The 16833-nt window shown below is 56.0% G+C and carries 13 protein-coding genes; 2 read left to right on the top strand and 11 right to left on the bottom strand.

Features of this window, described 5'->3' with window-relative positions:
* Window positions 1-101: 101 nt before the first annotated feature.
* From PLO63_02645 to PLO63_02615, 7 genes are all read right to left on the bottom strand, one after another.
* Window positions 102-920 carry a HesA/MoeB/ThiF family protein gene (locus PLO63_02645; protein ID HOI73024.1) on the bottom strand — a complete coding sequence of 273 codons (819 nt, stop codon included), beginning with the start codon at window positions 918-920 and terminating at the stop codon, window positions 102-104.
* Between the two features lie 333 nt (window positions 921-1253).
* On the bottom strand, window positions 1254-2990 hold the full coding sequence (locus PLO63_02640) for an aldehyde ferredoxin oxidoreductase C-terminal domain-containing protein (GenBank protein ID HOI73023.1): 1737 nt from the start codon (window positions 2988-2990) through the stop codon (window positions 1254-1256).
* Window positions 2991-3670: 680 nt separating this feature from the next.
* On the bottom strand, window positions 3671-5248 hold the full coding sequence (locus PLO63_02635) for a sigma 54-interacting transcriptional regulator (protein ID HOI73022.1): 1578 nt from the start codon (window positions 5246-5248) through the stop codon (window positions 3671-3673).
* A gap of 78 nt (window positions 5249-5326) precedes the next feature.
* Window positions 5327-5695 (bottom strand): hypothetical protein, encoded by a 369-nt coding sequence (locus tag PLO63_02630; protein HOI73021.1) that lies wholly within the window; start codon window positions 5693-5695, stop codon window positions 5327-5329.
* Between the two features lie 818 nt (window positions 5696-6513).
* Window positions 6514-8496: a PAS domain S-box protein gene (locus PLO63_02625; protein HOI73020.1), complete on the bottom strand. Its 1983-nt coding sequence runs from the start codon at window positions 8494-8496 to the stop codon at window positions 6514-6516.
* A gap of 391 nt (window positions 8497-8887) precedes the next feature.
* Window positions 8888-9709, bottom strand: coding sequence for an amidohydrolase family protein (locus PLO63_02620; GenBank protein HOI73019.1), 822 nt, complete (start codon window positions 9707-9709; stop codon window positions 8888-8890).
* Between the two features lie 19 nt (window positions 9710-9728).
* Window positions 9729-10193, bottom strand: coding sequence for a MarR family transcriptional regulator (locus PLO63_02615; GenBank protein ID HOI73018.1), 465 nt, complete (start codon window positions 10191-10193; stop codon window positions 9729-9731).
* A 327-nt stretch (window positions 10194-10520) separates the two neighbouring features.
* Here PLO63_02615 and PLO63_02610 point away from each other — a divergent pair, with 327 nt between their 5' ends.
* Complete coding sequence (locus PLO63_02610) at window positions 10521-10859, top strand: hypothetical protein (protein HOI73017.1); 339 nt, start codon at window positions 10521-10523, stop codon at window positions 10857-10859.
* Window positions 10860-10880: 21 nt separating this feature from the next.
* Window positions 10881-11897: a hypothetical protein gene (locus PLO63_02605; GenBank protein ID HOI73016.1), complete on the top strand. Its 1017-nt coding sequence runs from the start codon at window positions 10881-10883 to the stop codon at window positions 11895-11897.
* A 67-nt stretch (window positions 11898-11964) separates the two neighbouring features.
* On the opposite strand, the gene PLO63_02600 is transcribed toward PLO63_02605, so the two are convergent.
* From PLO63_02600 to PLO63_02585, 4 genes are all read right to left on the bottom strand, one after another.
* Window positions 11965-12909, bottom strand: coding sequence for a GDP-L-fucose synthase (locus PLO63_02600; GenBank protein HOI73015.1), 945 nt, complete (start codon window positions 12907-12909; stop codon window positions 11965-11967).
* A gap of 59 nt (window positions 12910-12968) precedes the next feature.
* Complete coding sequence (gmd, locus tag PLO63_02595) at window positions 12969-14000, bottom strand: GDP-mannose 4,6-dehydratase (protein ID HOI73014.1); 1032 nt, start codon at window positions 13998-14000, stop codon at window positions 12969-12971.
* 68 nt (window positions 14001-14068) lie between these two features.
* A complete protein-coding gene (locus PLO63_02590) occupies window positions 14069-15091 on the bottom strand; it encodes an NAD-dependent epimerase (protein ID HOI73013.1) in 1023 nt (340 codons plus the stop codon).
* Complete coding sequence (locus PLO63_02585) at window positions 15088-16830, bottom strand: class I adenylate-forming enzyme family protein (protein HOI73012.1); 1743 nt, start codon at window positions 16828-16830, stop codon at window positions 15088-15090. The genes PLO63_02590 and PLO63_02585 overlap by 4 nt, the downstream gene beginning before the upstream one ends.
* Window positions 16831-16833: the final 3 nt, after the last annotated feature.

Raw genomic sequence — 16833 nt, 5'->3', positions numbered from 1 at the left:
GAGTTCCCGAGGGCAAAACCCTGTTGTGACTGCAGATGGGGAAAAGGAAGCGTTTTCCTTAAAAAGCAACGAGCCCCCGTCGTGTGGAGAGGGCTCGGAAATCATAGCTTGATGTCAACAATCTCCATGTCGATCAGGTTGATGGAGAGAAGCTTGCCCCTCAGGGTTGTCCCCTCGCCAAGGAGGATTTTGATGATTTCCGCCACCTCGATGCTTGCTACCAGCGGGGGAGTAAACGACGTGTTGCCGAGTTCTTCCTCGATGCCCTTGCTACCCGAGAAATTGGCGAACAGGCGCTGAATCGTCCGCTCACCTGGATATTGCGTGGCCACCGTACCGTACCAGCCTCCGACACTGCCGTGGACGAGGGGGATGTCCATCCGGTCGCAGATCCCGGCCAGTTCCAGGCGGGCGGGAACATTGTCAAGTGCATCTGCTGCCACCTGAATGTCCATGAGCAGGTCTTCGCCATTCTCTTCCGAAAAGGATGTGACCATCGCGATGGCATGAATGGCGGGATTGATCTCCTTTGCCCTGCGCACGGCGGCTACCGCCTTGGGCATTCCCAGGTTTCCCGGAACGGAGAATAGCTGGCGGTTCAGGTTGTGCTCATCGAAAGTATCCGGGTCCACGACCAGGATCGACCCCACACCGAGCCGGGCCAGTTCCTCCACCATGTATCCCCCCAATCCTCCGCAGCCGACAACAGCAACCCGGCTGTTGAGGAGTTTCAACTGCTGTTCCGTGGAGAAGGTCTTTCGGTTTCTGGCATAACGGATCGGCAACAGGTCCATAGAGAGGATAAACTCTTCCGATTCCCGATGGGTCAGATGAAACCGGCGCTTTGCCTCCTGCTGGACCGCGAGGGAAACCAGCCCTTCCCGGGAATTGGATGCAAGAAAATCCTCAATAGAATCCATTTATTTACCCCCCTCCAATGGGCGGAAAGATAGCCAGATAGTCTTCCCCTCGCAGGAGGGAGCACTTGTCCGCTATGCGGCTGTTGATGAAGATGATGGAGGTCTCTTGTTCAGGTATTCCAAGGACTGACAAGACATCCCCCACAACGGTTCCTTCACCGCACTCCAGGCTGCAAGCGTCAAAGCGCCCCCTCCGTAGGGAGGCAAACAGTTTCACATGAATTTTCATAATGAATAAGGAATGGCCCCTTCCCGTGTTAATTCCGGTAAGGTTTTATTCCGGCAGGGAGAGCCTCCCCTGCCGGAATAAGTAAAGCAACGATGCCGACCTTTTTACCAATCAAACACTCTGTCCAAGTCGGCATCTTTCACCATGAAGGTCATGTTGTGGGGATTGAGGGATTCTCTTGTGAAGAACCGTGGCAGGCGATCATGCTCTTTCGCAAAACCGGCACGACGGTTGAAATCACGTTCCATATCAAGGATCTTTCGACCCAGGGCAGAGACATCATCGCCGGTCAGACTAAGGCCGTAGAATGAGTTGAGCAGGTCGACCAGGGCCTGAAACGTTTCCGGCTGATCGAGGACGGCGAAGGCGATAAACAGGCACATCCCCGTTGAATCGATAGCTGCCGTAGCGATCTGCAGGTTTCGGGACAGTTCCACCTGGCCCTCGACCTGCAATGGATCAACAAAACCGCCGCACTTGAGAACATTCGTTGCAATGCAGTAGCCCGCCGTGTGGTCTGCCCCCATGGTGCTGGTCGCATACGTCACACCGATCCCCTGAACAGCCCTCGGATCATAGGCCGGCAGAGCCTGCCCTTTGACCACGGGCACGTTTTCAACACCGAAGACCTTTCCTGTGACGGCCGCGCCGCTTCCCAGAATCTTTCCCAAGGGAGTACCCGCACCCACTTCCTTCAGCAAATTAATGGCGGCTTCTGCATCACCAAAGCGCGCAATCCCGGCCTGCATGGCAACTCCAATCGTCGCTCCCATTTCGATGGTGTCGAGCCCGTAGTTGTCGTCGAGGAAATCAAGGAGGGCGATGGTGTCGGGATCATCGATGCCGCAGTTGCCTCCATGAGCCCATACAGTTTCATATTCCGGCTGCTTGCTGACATAATTACCGTTTTTGTCGTTATAAATTCCGGAGCAGCGAATGACGCAGCCCCGGTGACAGGGGTGCGTGGGATTTCCGCCGCGCTGTGTCTCCAGTTCGGCGAAGGTCTCGCCACTGATTTTCGACGCCCCCTGGAATTGGCCATGCTGAAAGTTGAACGCTGGATAGGCCCCTGCCTCATTGACGATATTGGTCAGTACATTGGTGCCATACGCGGGAAGCGCCTGCCCGGTTACGGAGTGGCTGGAAAGACCCGCAACAAACTTCTTGTTTGCTTCTCTAAACTTATCGGAGTCTTTCGGCTGACGGTTCTTCAGGCCGGAATCATCCAGCACAATGACCTTGACCCCTTTCGCTCCCATGACCGCGCCAACGCCTCCGCGCCCGGCATGGCGGGTCGGCCTGAGTTCGGGATCCGTACAGGCCACCGAGGCAGCGGAGAGCTTCATTTCTCCAGCGGGCCCGATGGAAATACAGGCGATCTTCTCTCCATACTGTTCCTTCATTCTCTGGATCAGGTCATAGTTGGGGAGCATCCGCAGGCTGTTGTCTTCTTCGATCCGAACACCCTCTTTATTGATGAGAACCTTGTAAAGATTATCGCCTTTCGGCTTGCCTTCCAGGACAATCGCCGCATACCCAAGCCTTCCGAGAACCTGAGCCGCCTGCCCTCCCGAATTGGCTTCCTTGATGCCGCCCGTAAGCGGGCTCTTGCAGCCGACGGACAACCGTCCCGACATGGCTGCTCCGGTTCCGGAAAGAAGTCCCGGTGCAATGACCAGTTTGTTTTCAGCACCGAGAGGGTGGCACAGGGGGGGCACCTCCTTCGAGATAATTGCCGACGTCATCGCCCGTCCCCCAAAACCTGTATACTCTCCAGGCTCATCCGTCCTGGCCATCGGTCCGCCTTCGGCTCCCATATCAATTCTCAGAATCATATCCATAGAATCCTCCAGGGAATTCCTCATTCACTTTCATCTCGTGGAATTTGTATAATGAATGGCGGTGTCCCCGAATCTTTCATTTTTTACCGCTTCCCCTGCCGACATAACTACAGCCATTCACCATCCTCCTTTCATTTCTAAATGGTTTAAAAACTTTACGCGCCTACTCGAGGGACACCGCCAATCTGTTCTCTATCAGGCAGGAACCGTGCCACTAATTATCATCCGCTGTGAGGAAGGAGGATCCCTGATTAAGCCAATAAGAACAGTGGTTTATTTCAATGGCAGGAAGACAACTGATGATGCTATACGACATCGCATGAGGACATAATAACAATTGATACAATGTTATCTATTTGTGTTTATTATCACATTTTAAATGATGCGATATTGCATCGGATATTCATTTACGCATCTGCCAATAAAGCCCTTTATATTCAGGCTGACAAGCTATCTGTTTATATTTGAATGGGAAGGAATGGGAATGGGATAATACAGAAGAAACGCCAGGAACTAATTGATATTACTACTCTGTATTGGAGAACTATTAATGCTCCGACACACGGACGCCTGAATCATAAGCCATGAATCGTGATTCTGGGTATGTCGAATAGTAGATAGCCAGAGAAACACAATAGAGAAAAGATCATCTACGACCCACCGGATCAAATCTACAAATCCTAGGCATTGCTCGTCTGATCAACCATCTCTCTACACAGGGATGAGAGTCCGTATTTTTGAATTTTTCTCACAATCGTCGACTGATTCACTGCCAGTGCCCGCGCAACACTTCTGGTGCTCCGGTGTTTCCTGAGAGCCTGTTCCAGAATTTGCCTTTCCGTTTGTTCAATGGCATCTTTCAACGGCATCCGATCCAGGCGTCTGCGCCCCTCATTGCCGGGAACGATATAGTTCCTTATACAGGCCGGCAACTGACTGACCCGGACTTCGTCCTCCTCGGTCATGACAATCATCTGTTCCGTAACGTTTTCCAGCTCCCGGATGTTGCCAGGCCATGGATACATAAGGAATCCGTCTATCACATCGGGAGAAAGACGCTTGCTGAACGAATACCTTTCATTAATTTTTTCAACAAAATGGATTGCCAGCAGAGGAATGTCTTCTCGACGTTCTCGCAGCGGTGGAATCCGTATGGATACAACATTCAGTCGATAGAACAGGTCGCTGCGGAAGGAACCCTGCCTGACCATTTCTTCCAGGTCTTTGTTGGTTGCGGCAACAATGCGGACATCCACCGGTACTGGTTTCAATCCACCGACTCTCATGATCTCATGGTCTTGAAGGGCTCTCAGGAGTTTTGCCTGCAGATTGAACGTGATGTCTCCAATCTCATCAAGAAAAAGTGTGCCTTTCTGAGCCATTTCAAACAGACCTGGCTTACCCTGCTTCCGAGCGCCGGTAAAAGCTCCCGATTCATATCCGAACAGTTCCGTCTCGAGCAGATTCTCAGGAATGGAGCCGCAGTTGATCTTAATTAATGGCCCTTCCGAACGTGGACTGAGGCGATGAATGGTGTTCGCGATCACCTCTTTCCCGACACCGGACTCGCCGGTGATCAACACGGTTGAATCAACCTTGGCCACCTGAATAGCCATTTGCAGAATATTCCTTGTAGCGTGACTCCGAGCTATAATCTTACCGTGATTAAGCAACTGCTGGAAACGCACCTGCTCCAGTTCAGCCGCATAGATCGTGTTCAGTTCCTGTGTTTTCCCAAGAAGTTCCTTCAGATAGAGTATCTCTGTTATATCCCGGATGTTTGCAACAACTCGCTTGATTTCACCGTTTTCACCAAATATTGGAATGGCAGTGGCCATGATTTTCTGGCCGGTTTTCCCACCTTTGGTCATTTCAAGAAGGATCGTTATCGGCTTCCGGGTACGGATGGCAGCCATCACGGCTGATTCCGAATACAGTTTTTCGTTCACCAGTTCCTGTGCATTTCTTCCGATGACGTCTGTACGGGAATAACCACAGATGCGTTCCCAGGCACTGTTCACCCTTAAAACATCACCCTGGCCATCCGTTATGAAAAAGCCGTCATGCGAAGCTTCGAGAATGTCTTCCAGTTCATGAACACTGCATTTTTCAAAAGGATGATCAGATTTATTCATCGCTATATTGGCAGAAGGACAATTCCGACTCATCGATGCCTCCTCAACAGAAGCTGGCAACCTCTCTTCACCGATAAGGATCCGGCAAGTGTTTGCTCTTCTTCCAGATACCGTAATGTTCATTCGCCCCCAGCCCTGAGTCGATCGAGTGGGTGATGGTCAGCCGATCAGAATCGACACATTTGCTCCGGCAAATAGACATCAACAATGTGCATCTCGATGGGCCCGGACAACCTTTCTGACCAATCGCGGAGCGACAACATTCTTCTGCCTGCTCAACATAACGGGCAAACCATAGAGTTCCGTGCTTATCCCATGCCGGCCATGATCATGCCGAATGTCATGTTCGACGACATATACATCAACGGTTTTCGTCGCGAGAACACTTTTAATGACACCGTCAACAACATAAACAACGACCTTTGTAGGATCTTCCATTGTCGCTCCTCCTTTTTCACACTCTGCCAGATCGGCTTCAAACTCGCTCGGTCGATTCACAGGATCAGACATTCCGACAGCATTCGCATTGTCATGCTGTTCAATCATTCGACGTTGTCCCATATCCATCATGACTAGACCTCCTTCCCTTGGTGAATCCAATGGTATTGTTTTATTTCTCCTCATATTCGAGACCTTACATCTCTCCAGTGTATTCATTTGAAACACTGAGAGACATCCATGCACCAGAGAGACATTCCACAAGATTCCTCACGGATATACGAATTCTGCATTTCGCGAGGAAATTACGGATCGGCGTTTCAATAAATTCTTCAGAAGGATTTGATTTCATGACTGCCGGCTCCTGTGTTGGAACTGCTCTCACCATCATACTGATCCTCAACCCAACTCACTCTTTGATGAACCGCTTGTTCCTTTTTTCGTTTTTTTTAGTTTTCTGATCGCTCTTTTTGATTCCCATTTTTCACCCAATATTCGTTTAGACAATCCCGGATAATCTTATAGGTAATGCTTACACACCTTAGGCACAACAACCCAACCCATTGTCATGTTAGTGTTATTTCTGGCAGAGGTACTGTTCCGTAAATTTCGAGATCAGCAGGCTTCCCGGGGTAAATCGAAAGGGGGATCTTGTGGGGGGAGTCACACACGGGTAAAAGAAAACCCCGTCGAGACAAAAAAAGCAGCCCCATCCATGCGTGATTGGGGCTGCTCCGGATCTGACAATATAGAAACGTTGATTTTCCTAAGGAACGCTCCTCAATAAGAAAAACGGCCTTGGAAATCTGCCGCAGTGACTACAGCACAAGGCTGCATAACCTGCAACGGACACGGCCTGACAATGACCTCATGTCCCGTGACCTACAGGATGTATCATGTTCAGGGTTCAATCCCGGCGATGGGTCAGTTCACGGAAAACGGTTTCTTCGCTACAACGATCCTTCCTTGTTCATGATGAAGGTCCTGAGATTGACCTTGCTGTTGCTGATCCCCAGCTTCTTTCTGATGCTGTTTCGCTGGAAGTCAATCGTCCGCTCGGATGTATGAATGATCCTCGATATCTCCTTGGTCGAACGACCTTCCTTGACAAGGAGCAGGATCTCGATTTCCCGGGGGGTCAATCTCGCATAATTGTACGAGATGTTCTTCAGGAAAGGAGACATGATCTCCTTGAGGTTCTCTTCGATTACGGCCAGGATGTTCAATTGAGAAGCGTTCAGATTCTGTACCTTAAGCTTGTCAAGGAACGGAAGGACGACTTCCTTCAGGTTGGTCAGAATGTTCTTTTCAAGCTCGGCTTTGTCTTCGTCCCGCTGTTTTAAAAGGACGCGCAGGGCGGAGTTCGCTTCTTCCAGGCTGAACGTTTTTTTCCGAAGCTCTTCCTGTGTCTGCTTGAGCTCCGTGATATCGATAATGGAGGCGACGCTTCTTTTCGTACCCGGGATCATCCCGACGGTGAGAAATGCATTGCGAACCGAACCATCCGCCCGCCGGAATCTGAATTCATAGCTTCTCGGGACGGATCCGGGATCGATTCTTCGCCGGCGGTGACAATCCACCATGAATTCGAGATCATCGGGGTGAATCAGATCCGTGAATTTCAGTTCTGTGTCCTGCGAATATCCGCTGATGCGGTAAAAATTCTGGTTGGCCAGGACGATCCTCATATCTTCATCGCTGAGCACCGTTGCCGTCCCGGTCGAATTGAACAAAGTCCGATACCGCGCCTCGGATTCCTCCAGCTTTCGGTTCATTTCCTTGCGTACGGTGATGTCCACGATGACACCGCGGATCCCGTCCGGCTTCCCGCCCTTGATGATTGCGTTCGCCAGAATCAGGGATGGGAAGGTTGTACCGTCCTTGCGGATACAGGTGTATTCTCCCGCCATCACCTTCTCGCCGGCCAGAACTCTTCTAACCCCCCGCTCTGCCCTGTCGCGATCCTTCACCGCCAGGGTATCCGCAATCGTTATGTTCTGTCCGATATCTCCGGAGACGATTCCGAACATATCCAGAGTACTGCGGTTGGCATAGAGAATTCGTCCTTCCGTATCGGCCTCGAACACACCCTGGGGGAGAAGCTCCGCAAGGTCACGATATCTCCTCTCGCTTTCTTGAATGGCCATTTCCGACAGCTTCCGTTCGGTAATGTCCACGAGCGCGGTCTGTATGGCGGGTCTTCCCCTGTATTCGATCCTCGTCCCGTAGTCACTTACCCACCGCATTTCCAGCCCTTCGCGCCCCTTGACAAAGACACGATATTCAATCACAGGCGCCTGTGTCACGACACCGGTCAGCAGATTCCTGTGCATGCCCATGACCATTTCCCGGTCCTCGGGATGGATCATCTGCCACATGTCGTCAATGGGAAGAGAAAGGATTTCCTCTCTTGTGAAGCCGGAGTTCCGGATGAAAAAATCGTTGATGAAGACGAAACGTCCATCCTGAACAATGACAAGTCCCTGAAGAGAGTGGTCCACCAGGGCCTTATACGCCTCCTCGATTTCCTTCTTGTCCGAAACATCGGCGACGATCACCCTGACACCGGCAGGAATTCCGGAATTGATGATCAGATTTGCGTACACAATGGCTGGAAAGGTCGATCCGTCTTTGCGTACCGCCGTAATCTCAGGGGGGCGCACTTTCTCACCGGATGCCATTTTTCCTATGCTGCCGGCAATTCTTTCGCGATCCTCCGGGATAACGTGCCGGAAGACATTGACTTTGCCGACCACGTCGTCACCGAGGCTGTACCCGAAGAGTTTCCTGCTGTGCCAATTGGCAAACAGAAGTGTCCCGTCAAATTGGATCTCAATCACCGCCTGGGGGAGGAGGTTGATGAGCTCCATGAACCTGTCCCGTCCTTCCTTGACTTTATTGATTGTTCCTGTCTTTTTTTCCTTCCTTTGCATGCCTTCGCTCCTGTTGTATTGGTTGGGATCGAGCTGCCGCACGTTCATTCAGAGCCAGAATCCTGCATGTCAACAACCCCACACCGGAAGAGTCCGTGAGAGCAGACTTGAATACCGAAATACAAGGGAGAACTTGCAGGTAGTTCCTGATTTGTCTGTTGGATATGAAAGATGCACTCGCTACGACCCATGTTCATAGGTAGCGGCTGCGTTTGTTGAATGTCGGGGAAATGGGGAGACTGGTGTGCTCATATACCGGCAGGGAGAAAACTGCAAGCAATAAAATAAATGAGAAATAGGGAGTAGCTGGCGGTACGCCGTGCAGGCCTGTTAACACCCGGCTGGGGCAGTTTGAATACCGATTGCTTCACCCTGACTTTGCCTCCGACGGTTACAATCCAAAGATCCGCCGGGCGTTTCCATGAAGAAACAAGCTTTCCGCTTCCTCGTCAAGTCCGAGGGAATCAAGTTCTGCAAGACATTTCCGAGGAGTGATCATGGGGTAATTGGTGCCGAAGAGGACCTTCCTCTTTCCGTTCGTCTTCATGAAAGCGACCAGTTCCTGCGGATACCGCCTGGCCGTGTAGGCCGAGGTGTCAATGAAGACGTTGGGATGCTTGGTGGCCACGGCAATCATCTCCTGCGTCCAGGGATAACCGATGTGTCCGCAGACCATCGTTAACTCGGGAAATTCGATGGCGGCCACATCGATATAGGGAATGGGCCGCCCAGGCTCGGAGGGGCACAGGGGCCCCGTGTGTCCGACCTGCAGGCAGACGGGAATACCCAGATCTATGCATTCCGCAAAGAGAGGATAGTATCGACGGTCCGTAACCGGCAGATCCCACAACCATTGGACGATGCGGAGTCCGCGGAAGCCGAGTTCACGGACGCAGCGCCGGAGTTCCCGTACAGCCGCCATCGGCCGGTAGAGATCCGCCGTTGCAATGCCGATAAGACGGTCGGGGAAGCGGCGGACGAATCCCGCCACTTCGTCGTTGGAGATCAGTTCACCCCGGGGTCCGCACCAGGCGGATACGAGCCCCTTTTCCACCCCGCCCTGGTCCATGGCTGCAATGGTAAATTCAAGTGGAATCTCTTCCGTCAGCGTCTCCATGCCGGTCCAGCGTCTGAGGGACTCGAACATGGGATGGTTGATGAAGCGCAGAGTCGGGTGCTGCATCCAGACATCGATCGCGGTTCTCTCGTTCACGGTGTTTCCTCCGTCTTTGTCATGACTCGGCATCCTCGAGGTTCTGCAGGATTCTCCTGAGTTGCCCTTCAAGCGTCTCGATTTCCGTGTCGCTGAATCCACGATAAACCAGATCGCTCATCTCGTCAGAGATCCGGATATAGGTATCCCGGAGCTGCTTGTCCTTCTCGGTCAACCGAATCAAAATCCGCCGCCGGTCTTCCGGGGAAGGAACGCGGACAATGTGGCCCCCCTCCTCCAGGCGGTCCAGCATGGCCGTCAGAGTCGATTTGCTGAGGGACGTTCTGCCAGCCAGTTCCTGGATGGCAATGCCGTCGCTCCTCCAGAGGGCAAAGAGGATCCGCCCCTGTTCGGGCGTAATGCAGGTCAGTTCCCTCTCCCGCATCTTCCTGGCAAAGACGCGTCCCGATACCTGAAAAATCCGGGCAATCAGGAAACCTCCTTCGCGAGGGAACGGTTTCTTTTCCTGTCGATTCCTTTTCATGCTCCAGGCCTACTACAAATAATTTGATTTAGGATAGTTCCAAATAGAACTTTATGAGCCAGCCGTCAAATCCTTTCTTGAGTCCACAACGTTTCCCCTCTCTGCTTCCCCTCTCATTTCTGCGTCCCGTGGAAACGGCATGCGTTTTGTGGACACAGAAGGATGACGGTACGGATTCTGTCAGGGTGGGCTCCCCCCGTCCCGCCCGTTGTCCTTCCCGTTTGTATTCATATCTTTAATAATATAAGATGGATTGCAACGACCTGCGGAATGTCCGGGTTTCGGGAAGAGGGGTGGTCGTCGGCATGTCACGAATGGAGGATTTCCATGAAACGAATGATCGGAACGATGCTTGTCTGTGTTGCTTTTCTCGCGTCCGCTGTTCCATTCACTGCGTACTCTGCCCCGGCCGGCGTGACTTCTCCGGCTCCATCCCTCGAACTGCGCCGTGCCATGGACCTCGCAGAGGCGTATATTGCCGGAAATAGAATCGACCTCTCGCGCCAATACCTCCGATCCGCCAGCCTTCATTACGACAGCGGAATCAAGAAGCGCGGCCACTACTGGCACTTTCAATGGGCTTGGAGATCCCCGGCCATAGGCGGCGAATACGGGCTGCGGGTCTACATGGATGGAACGATACTGCCAGAGCGATTGGGGCCATAGCGGAAGTGCAAAGGAGATCCCATGGAAAAGAAGGTATCGTGGAGGACGTGCATCCCCCTGGCCTGCTGGGTGATCCTTTCCATCCTGCTCTGGTCGGACATCCATGACGCCACCGCCTGCAGCTGTGTATGGCGCGGTCCGTTCCTATCGGTGGCTCCTCAGGCCGAGGGGATCATCCGGGCAAGGGTGCTTGGATATCACGGACGGGCAAGAGGAATCGACCTGGCAATGGACGTGGAGGTCCTGGAGGTCCTGAGCGGACCCATCCACAGCCGGCGCCTGCGGATCTGGGGCGACAACGGCATGCTATGCCGACCCGGAGTGGACCGGTTTCCTCCGGGCTCGGAGTGGATCCTGGCCCTGAACGGACCGGGCAGCAAACCGGCCTATGAAGGGCATGGCCTGGCCGTCTCCGTCTGCGGAACGTACTGGCTGGAGGTGAGGAAGGGCGCAATCCATGGAAACATGGACAACGCGCGGGACCGGGAAGCCGGTCAGTCCGTGCCGCTGGGTCAGTTCCGTGAAAGACTGGCTGCGGCTCTCCACCGCATCCCGGCTGGTGCCGTGCGGAAGGAGGAGCGGTTCACCGGTGAGGTGGCATCCGGAAAGACCTACCTCCGAACCTTTGGCCCCGGATTCCGCTTTGTCCTGGAGCCGGATCCGTCCGGCTGGACCATCCGAGTCCATGATCCCGGCGGAACGGAAGATCTTTCACGCCTGACTCCTCCGCTTCACTTCGTTCCCAATCCAAGGATCATCGAAAGTAGGCATTTCATGGACAGGCAGAAGCTGGACGAACAGGATGGACAGTCGCCGGGAATGATGAGGGAATTCATCTTCTCCCCGGCCGTGGGCAGAACCATCGACGGGCCGGGCGCCAGCCGGGCACCCACCCCTGAGGAGATTGAAGAAATCGGCCGCTTTGGCCGGGGGCAGTTGCGGATTACCGAATCCCGGCTGGAGAACGGGGGATCCGCAGAGACTGCCCGCCTTGCCTGGATAAGGTTCGAGGCATCGCTCAGCTGGCCATCGCAATAGAAACCGGGTGGAATCGCGTGCCCCGGGCCGCAGAAACAGACCAACCCGGCGGATTCTTCACAGCCCGCTATATTCGCCGGAATTCCCGATACCAGTCGATGGTTTTGCGCAACCCCTCCCGAAAGTCCGTCCGGGCCCGGAAGCCGAATTCCTTTGCGGCCCTTGTGGTGTCGAGCATGCGTCGCGGCTGTCCGTCGGGTTTGGTGGTATCCCAGACGAGCCGGCCCTGGAAGCCCGTCAACTCCACGATCAACTCTACCAGGTCCCGGATGGAGATCTCGAAGCCCGCCCCGATGTTGACGGGGTCGCTCTTGTCGTAGCGCTCCATGGCCGCCACGATCGCTTCGGCAGCGTCCTCGACGAAGAAGAACTCCCGGGTGGCCGCACCGGTTCCCCAGACGACGATCTCGTCCTCGCCGCTCTCCACGGCGTCCACGCATTTCTTGATCAGGGCGGGGATGACGTGGGAGGATCGGGGATCGAAGTTGTCTCCCGGACCGTAGAGATTCACCGGCAGGATAAAAACGGCGTTGAAGCCGTACTGCTGCCGGTAGGCCTGGGCCTGGACAAGCATCATCTTCTTCGCCAGGCCATACGGCGCGTTGGTCTCCTCGGGATACCCGTTCCAGATGTCATCCTCCCGGAAGGGAACGGGGGTGAACTTGGGGTAGGCGCAGATCGTCCCCAGGCCGACGAACTTGTTGATTCCCCGGAGATACCCCTCGTGAAGGAGCTGCACCCCCATCATGATGTTGTCGTAGAACAGGGTGGCGGGGTTTTCCGCGTTGTATCCGATGCCGCCGACCCGGGCGGCCAGATGAAGGACGATGTCGGGCCGCTGTTCGTCATAGAGGCGCCGGACGCCCTCGATGTCCACCAGGTTGTATTCGGGAAGGTCTGCTACGGACACCCGGCCGTACCCTTTGCCGGCCAGATTCCGGAGCAGGTGGGACCCCAGGAATCCCTTTCCACCGGTTACGGTGATGCGCTTGTCTTTCAAGTTTTCTGCCATGTGTCCTCTTGTCTGAATGCCAGACCTGTGAAACCGAGAACTGCCGTTCAGGGCCCTTCTTACAGCATCCGGCCGTTGCTTGAGCAGTCGTATCCTGCGTCTCTCAGAGTCTTCTCACGCTTCGCCTGTTCCATGTCCGCATCGACCATCATCTCCACAAGCTGGTCGAAGCTCACCTTCGGCTCCCAGCCCAGGGCCTTCCGGGCCTTCGACGAGTCGCCCAGCAGGACGTCCACCTCGGTGGGCCGAAAATACCTGGGATCGATGGCAACGTACTCCCCGTAGTCCAGGTCCAGTTTCGCGAACACCTTCACGGCGAACTCCCGCACCGAATGGGTCTCTCCGGTGGCGATGGCAAAATCACCGGGCTTTTCCTGCTGCATCATCAACCACATGGCCTCCACGTAGTCTCCCGCATAGCCCCAGTCGCGCTTCGCCTCCAGGTTGCCCAGGTACAGCTTGTCCTGCAGCCCCAGCTTGATCCGTGTCGCGGCACGCGTGATCTTCCGGGTCACGAAGGTTTCCCCCCTCCGCGGAGACTCGTGGTTGAACAGGATCCCGTTGGAAGCAAAAAGCTTGTAAGCGTCGCGGTAATTGCGGACCAGGTAATAGGCGTACACCTTTGCGGCCGCGTAAGGACTCTGCGGCTGGAAGGGCGTCGATTCGCTCTGCGGAGGCGGTGCGGCACCGAACATCTCGCTGGAGGAGGCCTGGTAGAATTTCGCCCGGTTTCCCGATTTCCGGATCGCCTCCAGAAGCCGGAGCGTCCCCAGTCCCGTGATGTCCCCGGTGTACTCGGGCATGTCGAAGCTCACCCGGACGTGGCTCTGGGCGCCCAGGTGGTAGATTTCGTCCGGGTCGATCGAGTGGATCAGGTCCAACAGCTGGCCGGAGACGGACAGATCTCCGTAATGCAGGAAGAGCCGGGCATCGGGATCGTGGAGATCCTTGTAAAGATGGTCGATCCGATCCGTGTTGAAGGTGCTGGACCGGCGGATCAGGCCGTGGACGGCATAGCCCTTCGCCAGGAGGAACTCCGCCAGGTACGAACCGTCCTGACCCGTGATGCCTGTAATCAAGGCTTTTTTCATGTTTCTTTTATCTCCTTACAATATTTACAAATCACTGGGCGATATTACAAAACCCACTTTTCACAACACTAGATCTTTTTGTTCTCCCGGTAGTATTCCCGATACCAGGCAATGAAGCGCGCAACTCCCGTCTCAATCGTTGTTGAGGGCCGAAAACCGACGTCGGCCGTCAGATCGTCCACGTCGGCATAGGTCTCGGGCACGTCTCCCGGCTGCATGGGCAGGAAGTTTTTCCGGGCCTCCCGGCCCAGGGCCTTCTCGATCACGCCGATGAAATGAAGCAGCTCCACGGGATTGTTGTTTCCGATGTTGTACAGTCGCCAGGGGGCGAAACTGGACGCCGGGTCGGGAGCCTTCCCCGTCCATTTCGGATTGGGGGCGGAAATGCGGTCGGCCACACGGACGACCCCCTCGACGATGTCGTCGATGAATGTGAAATCCCGCTTCATCCGCCCGTGGTTGAACACGTCGATCGGCTCGCCTGCCAGGATCGCCCGGGTGAACAGAAACAGGGACATGTCGGGCCGCCCCCAGGGACCATAGACGGTGAAGAAACGGAGCCCCGTGCAGGGGACCCCGTAGAGCGTGGCATAGGCGTGGGCCATCCCCTCATTGGCCTTTTTCGTGGCGGCGTAGAGGCTCACCGGGTGGTCCACGTTCTGGTGGACCGAAAACGGCATCGCCGTATTGGCCCCGTACACGGAGCTGGAGGAGGCAAAGACCAGGTGTTCCACCCCGTGATGGCGGCACCCCTCCAGGATATTCAGGAATCCGACGATGTTCCCGCTTATGTAGGCGTGCGGATTGACCAGGGAGTATCGGACCCCCGCCTGGGCGGCCAGGTGGATCACGATCTCCGGACGCTCTGCTCGAAACAGCTCCTCCACGGCGGTCCGATCGGCGATATCCAGCCGGCTAAAGGAGAACCGCGGATACGGCTTCAGCATGGCCAGCCGATCCTCCTTCAGGGAGACGTCGTAGTAGTCGTTCAGGTTGTCCAGGCCCAGGACATGGTCCCCCCGCTCCAGGAGCCGCGATGCCACGTGATACCCGATGAAGCCGGCGGCGCCGGTGACAAGGATTTTCTTCATACCACCTCTCCGGCCTTCCAGGCATCCGAGAAGGCCTTCTTCAGCTCCGGCACCAGGATCGCCCCCTTGAAGTTCAACGGGATGGGCGCGAAACGGACAAAGTCCGGACGGCTTCCCTTGGACACGGCCTTCTTCGCCACCTCCCGGAAGGACCGGGCCAGTTCGTCCCGTCGTCCCTCGGCTTCGGGCTTCAACTCGATGGTAACGCAGCAGTTGTCTTCGTGCTCGCTCTGGAGACGGAGTCCCACCACGGCCAGCCGGAACGAATCAGCGGGCAGTCCGAACCGGTCCGTCAGAACCGCCGAGAGCTCCGCCGCCACCTGATCGTAGGAGTAATTGGCTCCGCCACGGATCAGCAGCGCCGAGTCCCGGGCCATCCAGTAAAGATCCCTTCCGCCGCCGTCTCCCTCCAGCCGGAACCCGATGTCCCGGAGTCCCGTGTACCAGCCTTCCCGGAAGACCTCCCGGGTCGCCTCCTCGTCGCCGACATATCCGGTCATCAGGTTTCCGCCGCGGGTGACCAGGTATCCGGGTTCGCCGGCTGCGCAGGGAACGAGGTATCCATCCCGGTCCGGATCGACCGCCCGGACGACATCCATCTCCGTGAAAGGGGCATGGTCCCGGCCGATGTAGTATCCCTCGGCCCGCTCTCCCCGATATTCATGGTTCCATCCCCGCTCGAAGGCCTTGACGACGGAATCCGAAGCCAGCGTTCCGGGAATCGCCGCCACCTGGAGGCACGTCTCGGTGGAGCCGAAGCGGACCCGCGGCGGCCGGCCGCACCAGCGCAGGATGCGCCGGACCGTCGTCGGCCCCACGGGGGCGGAGCCGATGAGGATCTCCGTATTGCGCAGCGCCCTCTCCAGGCGATCCTTCTCCACGGGAAGCGTTCCTTCCCGCTCCATATCCTCCAGAAAATCGATGTGCCGGGCCACCAGGGCCGTCACCAGGAGCCCCCGCCGGGCCTCCGCGGCCTTCGTGAGAATCCGCCAGAAGGTCGTTCCGTACCGCGATACCAGGTGGATGACTGCCCCGGGCCTCCGGAGTCCCCAGTCGGACAGGGCGGAGGAATTGGCGTGGTGGAGTGGGTTGACAAGGACAAGGTCCAGCGGGTCTTCCGCCTTCAGGCCGAAATAGTCCTCGAAGGTGAGGCGGTTCGTCCGGTAGCTCCGGTGGGACAGGCGGACGCCCTTGGGAAGCCCCGTCGTCCCGGAGGTGAAGATGATGATCCGCTCGTCCTCCCAGGAAGGCCCGGCCGATACGGGCGCCCCATCCTCCCGGCCGAAATCCGCCGCATCGAGGAAGGCCGCGTCCGGAAGAAGGGAAGACAGAGAGGCCAGGCGCTCCGGATCCTGCCCCTCGTGGACGATGATGCGCGCCTCCGACACGCGGGCCTTATAGGCGATCCGCTCCAGGTCGTCGGCCTGCCAGTTGACCGTCACCGGAACGGTCCCCGCCATGACCGAGGCCAGGCGAAAGGCCAGATCGCGGGGGCTGTTGGAGGAGAAAATATGGAGCACCCGGGATCCCTGGACCGCCCCGAGCCGGGCCAGGGCCGCGGCAGCTCCGGCCGCGAGGTCCCGGAACTGCCCTCTCGTCCAGGACCACGTTCCGGTTCCGCCCTCTCCGAGGGTATAATGAACGAGAAACGGGTCCTCCCGCCGGGCAAAGGCGGCCTCGTATTCCGCCAGGGGCCGGGAACCGGCCGGAGGAACGATCATGGGTGTCTGGTCCTGCATCTT

This window comes from Syntrophales bacterium, from assembly GCA_035363115.1.
GTDB lineage: Bacteria > Desulfobacterota > Syntrophia > Syntrophales > PHBD01 > PHBD01.
This window is presented reverse-complemented; position numbering and strand designations above follow the sequence as displayed.

Coding starts and splice junctions, on each gene's coding strand:
- PLO63_02600 (HOI73015.1), bottom strand. CDS start 12,909: ATGGCAGAAAACTTGAAAGACAAGCGCATCACCGTAACCGGTGGAAAG.
- gmd (HOI73014.1), bottom strand. CDS start 14,000: ATGAAAAAAGCCTTGATTACAGGCATCACGGGTCAGGACGGTTCGTAC.
- PLO63_02615 (HOI73018.1), bottom strand. CDS start 10,193: ATGAAAAGGAATCGACAGGAAAAGAAACCGTTCCCTCGCGAAGGAGGT.
- PLO63_02625 (HOI73020.1), bottom strand. CDS start 8,496: ATGCAAAGGAAGGAAAAAAAGACAGGAACAATCAATAAAGTCAAGGAA.
- PLO63_02645 (HOI73024.1), bottom strand. CDS start 920: ATGGATTCTATTGAGGATTTTCTTGCATCCAATTCCCGGGAAGGGCTG.
- PLO63_02635 (HOI73022.1), bottom strand. CDS start 5,248: ATGAACATTACGGTATCTGGAAGAAGAGCAAACACTTGCCGGATCCTT.
- PLO63_02640 (HOI73023.1), bottom strand. CDS start 2,990: ATGGATATGATTCTGAGAATTGATATGGGAGCCGAAGGCGGACCGATG.
- PLO63_02605 (HOI73016.1), top strand. CDS start 10,881: ATGGAAAAGAAGGTATCGTGGAGGACGTGCATCCCCCTGGCCTGCTGG.
- PLO63_02590 (HOI73013.1), bottom strand. CDS start 15,091: ATGAAGAAAATCCTTGTCACCGGCGCCGCCGGCTTCATCGGGTATCAC.
- PLO63_02630 (HOI73021.1), bottom strand. CDS start 5,695: ATGATGGATATGGGACAACGTCGAATGATTGAACAGCATGACAATGCG.
- PLO63_02585 (HOI73012.1), bottom strand. CDS start 16,830: ATGCAGGACCAGACACCCATGATCGTTCCTCCGGCCGGTTCCCGGCCC.
- PLO63_02610 (HOI73017.1), top strand. CDS start 10,521: ATGAAACGAATGATCGGAACGATGCTTGTCTGTGTTGCTTTTCTCGCG.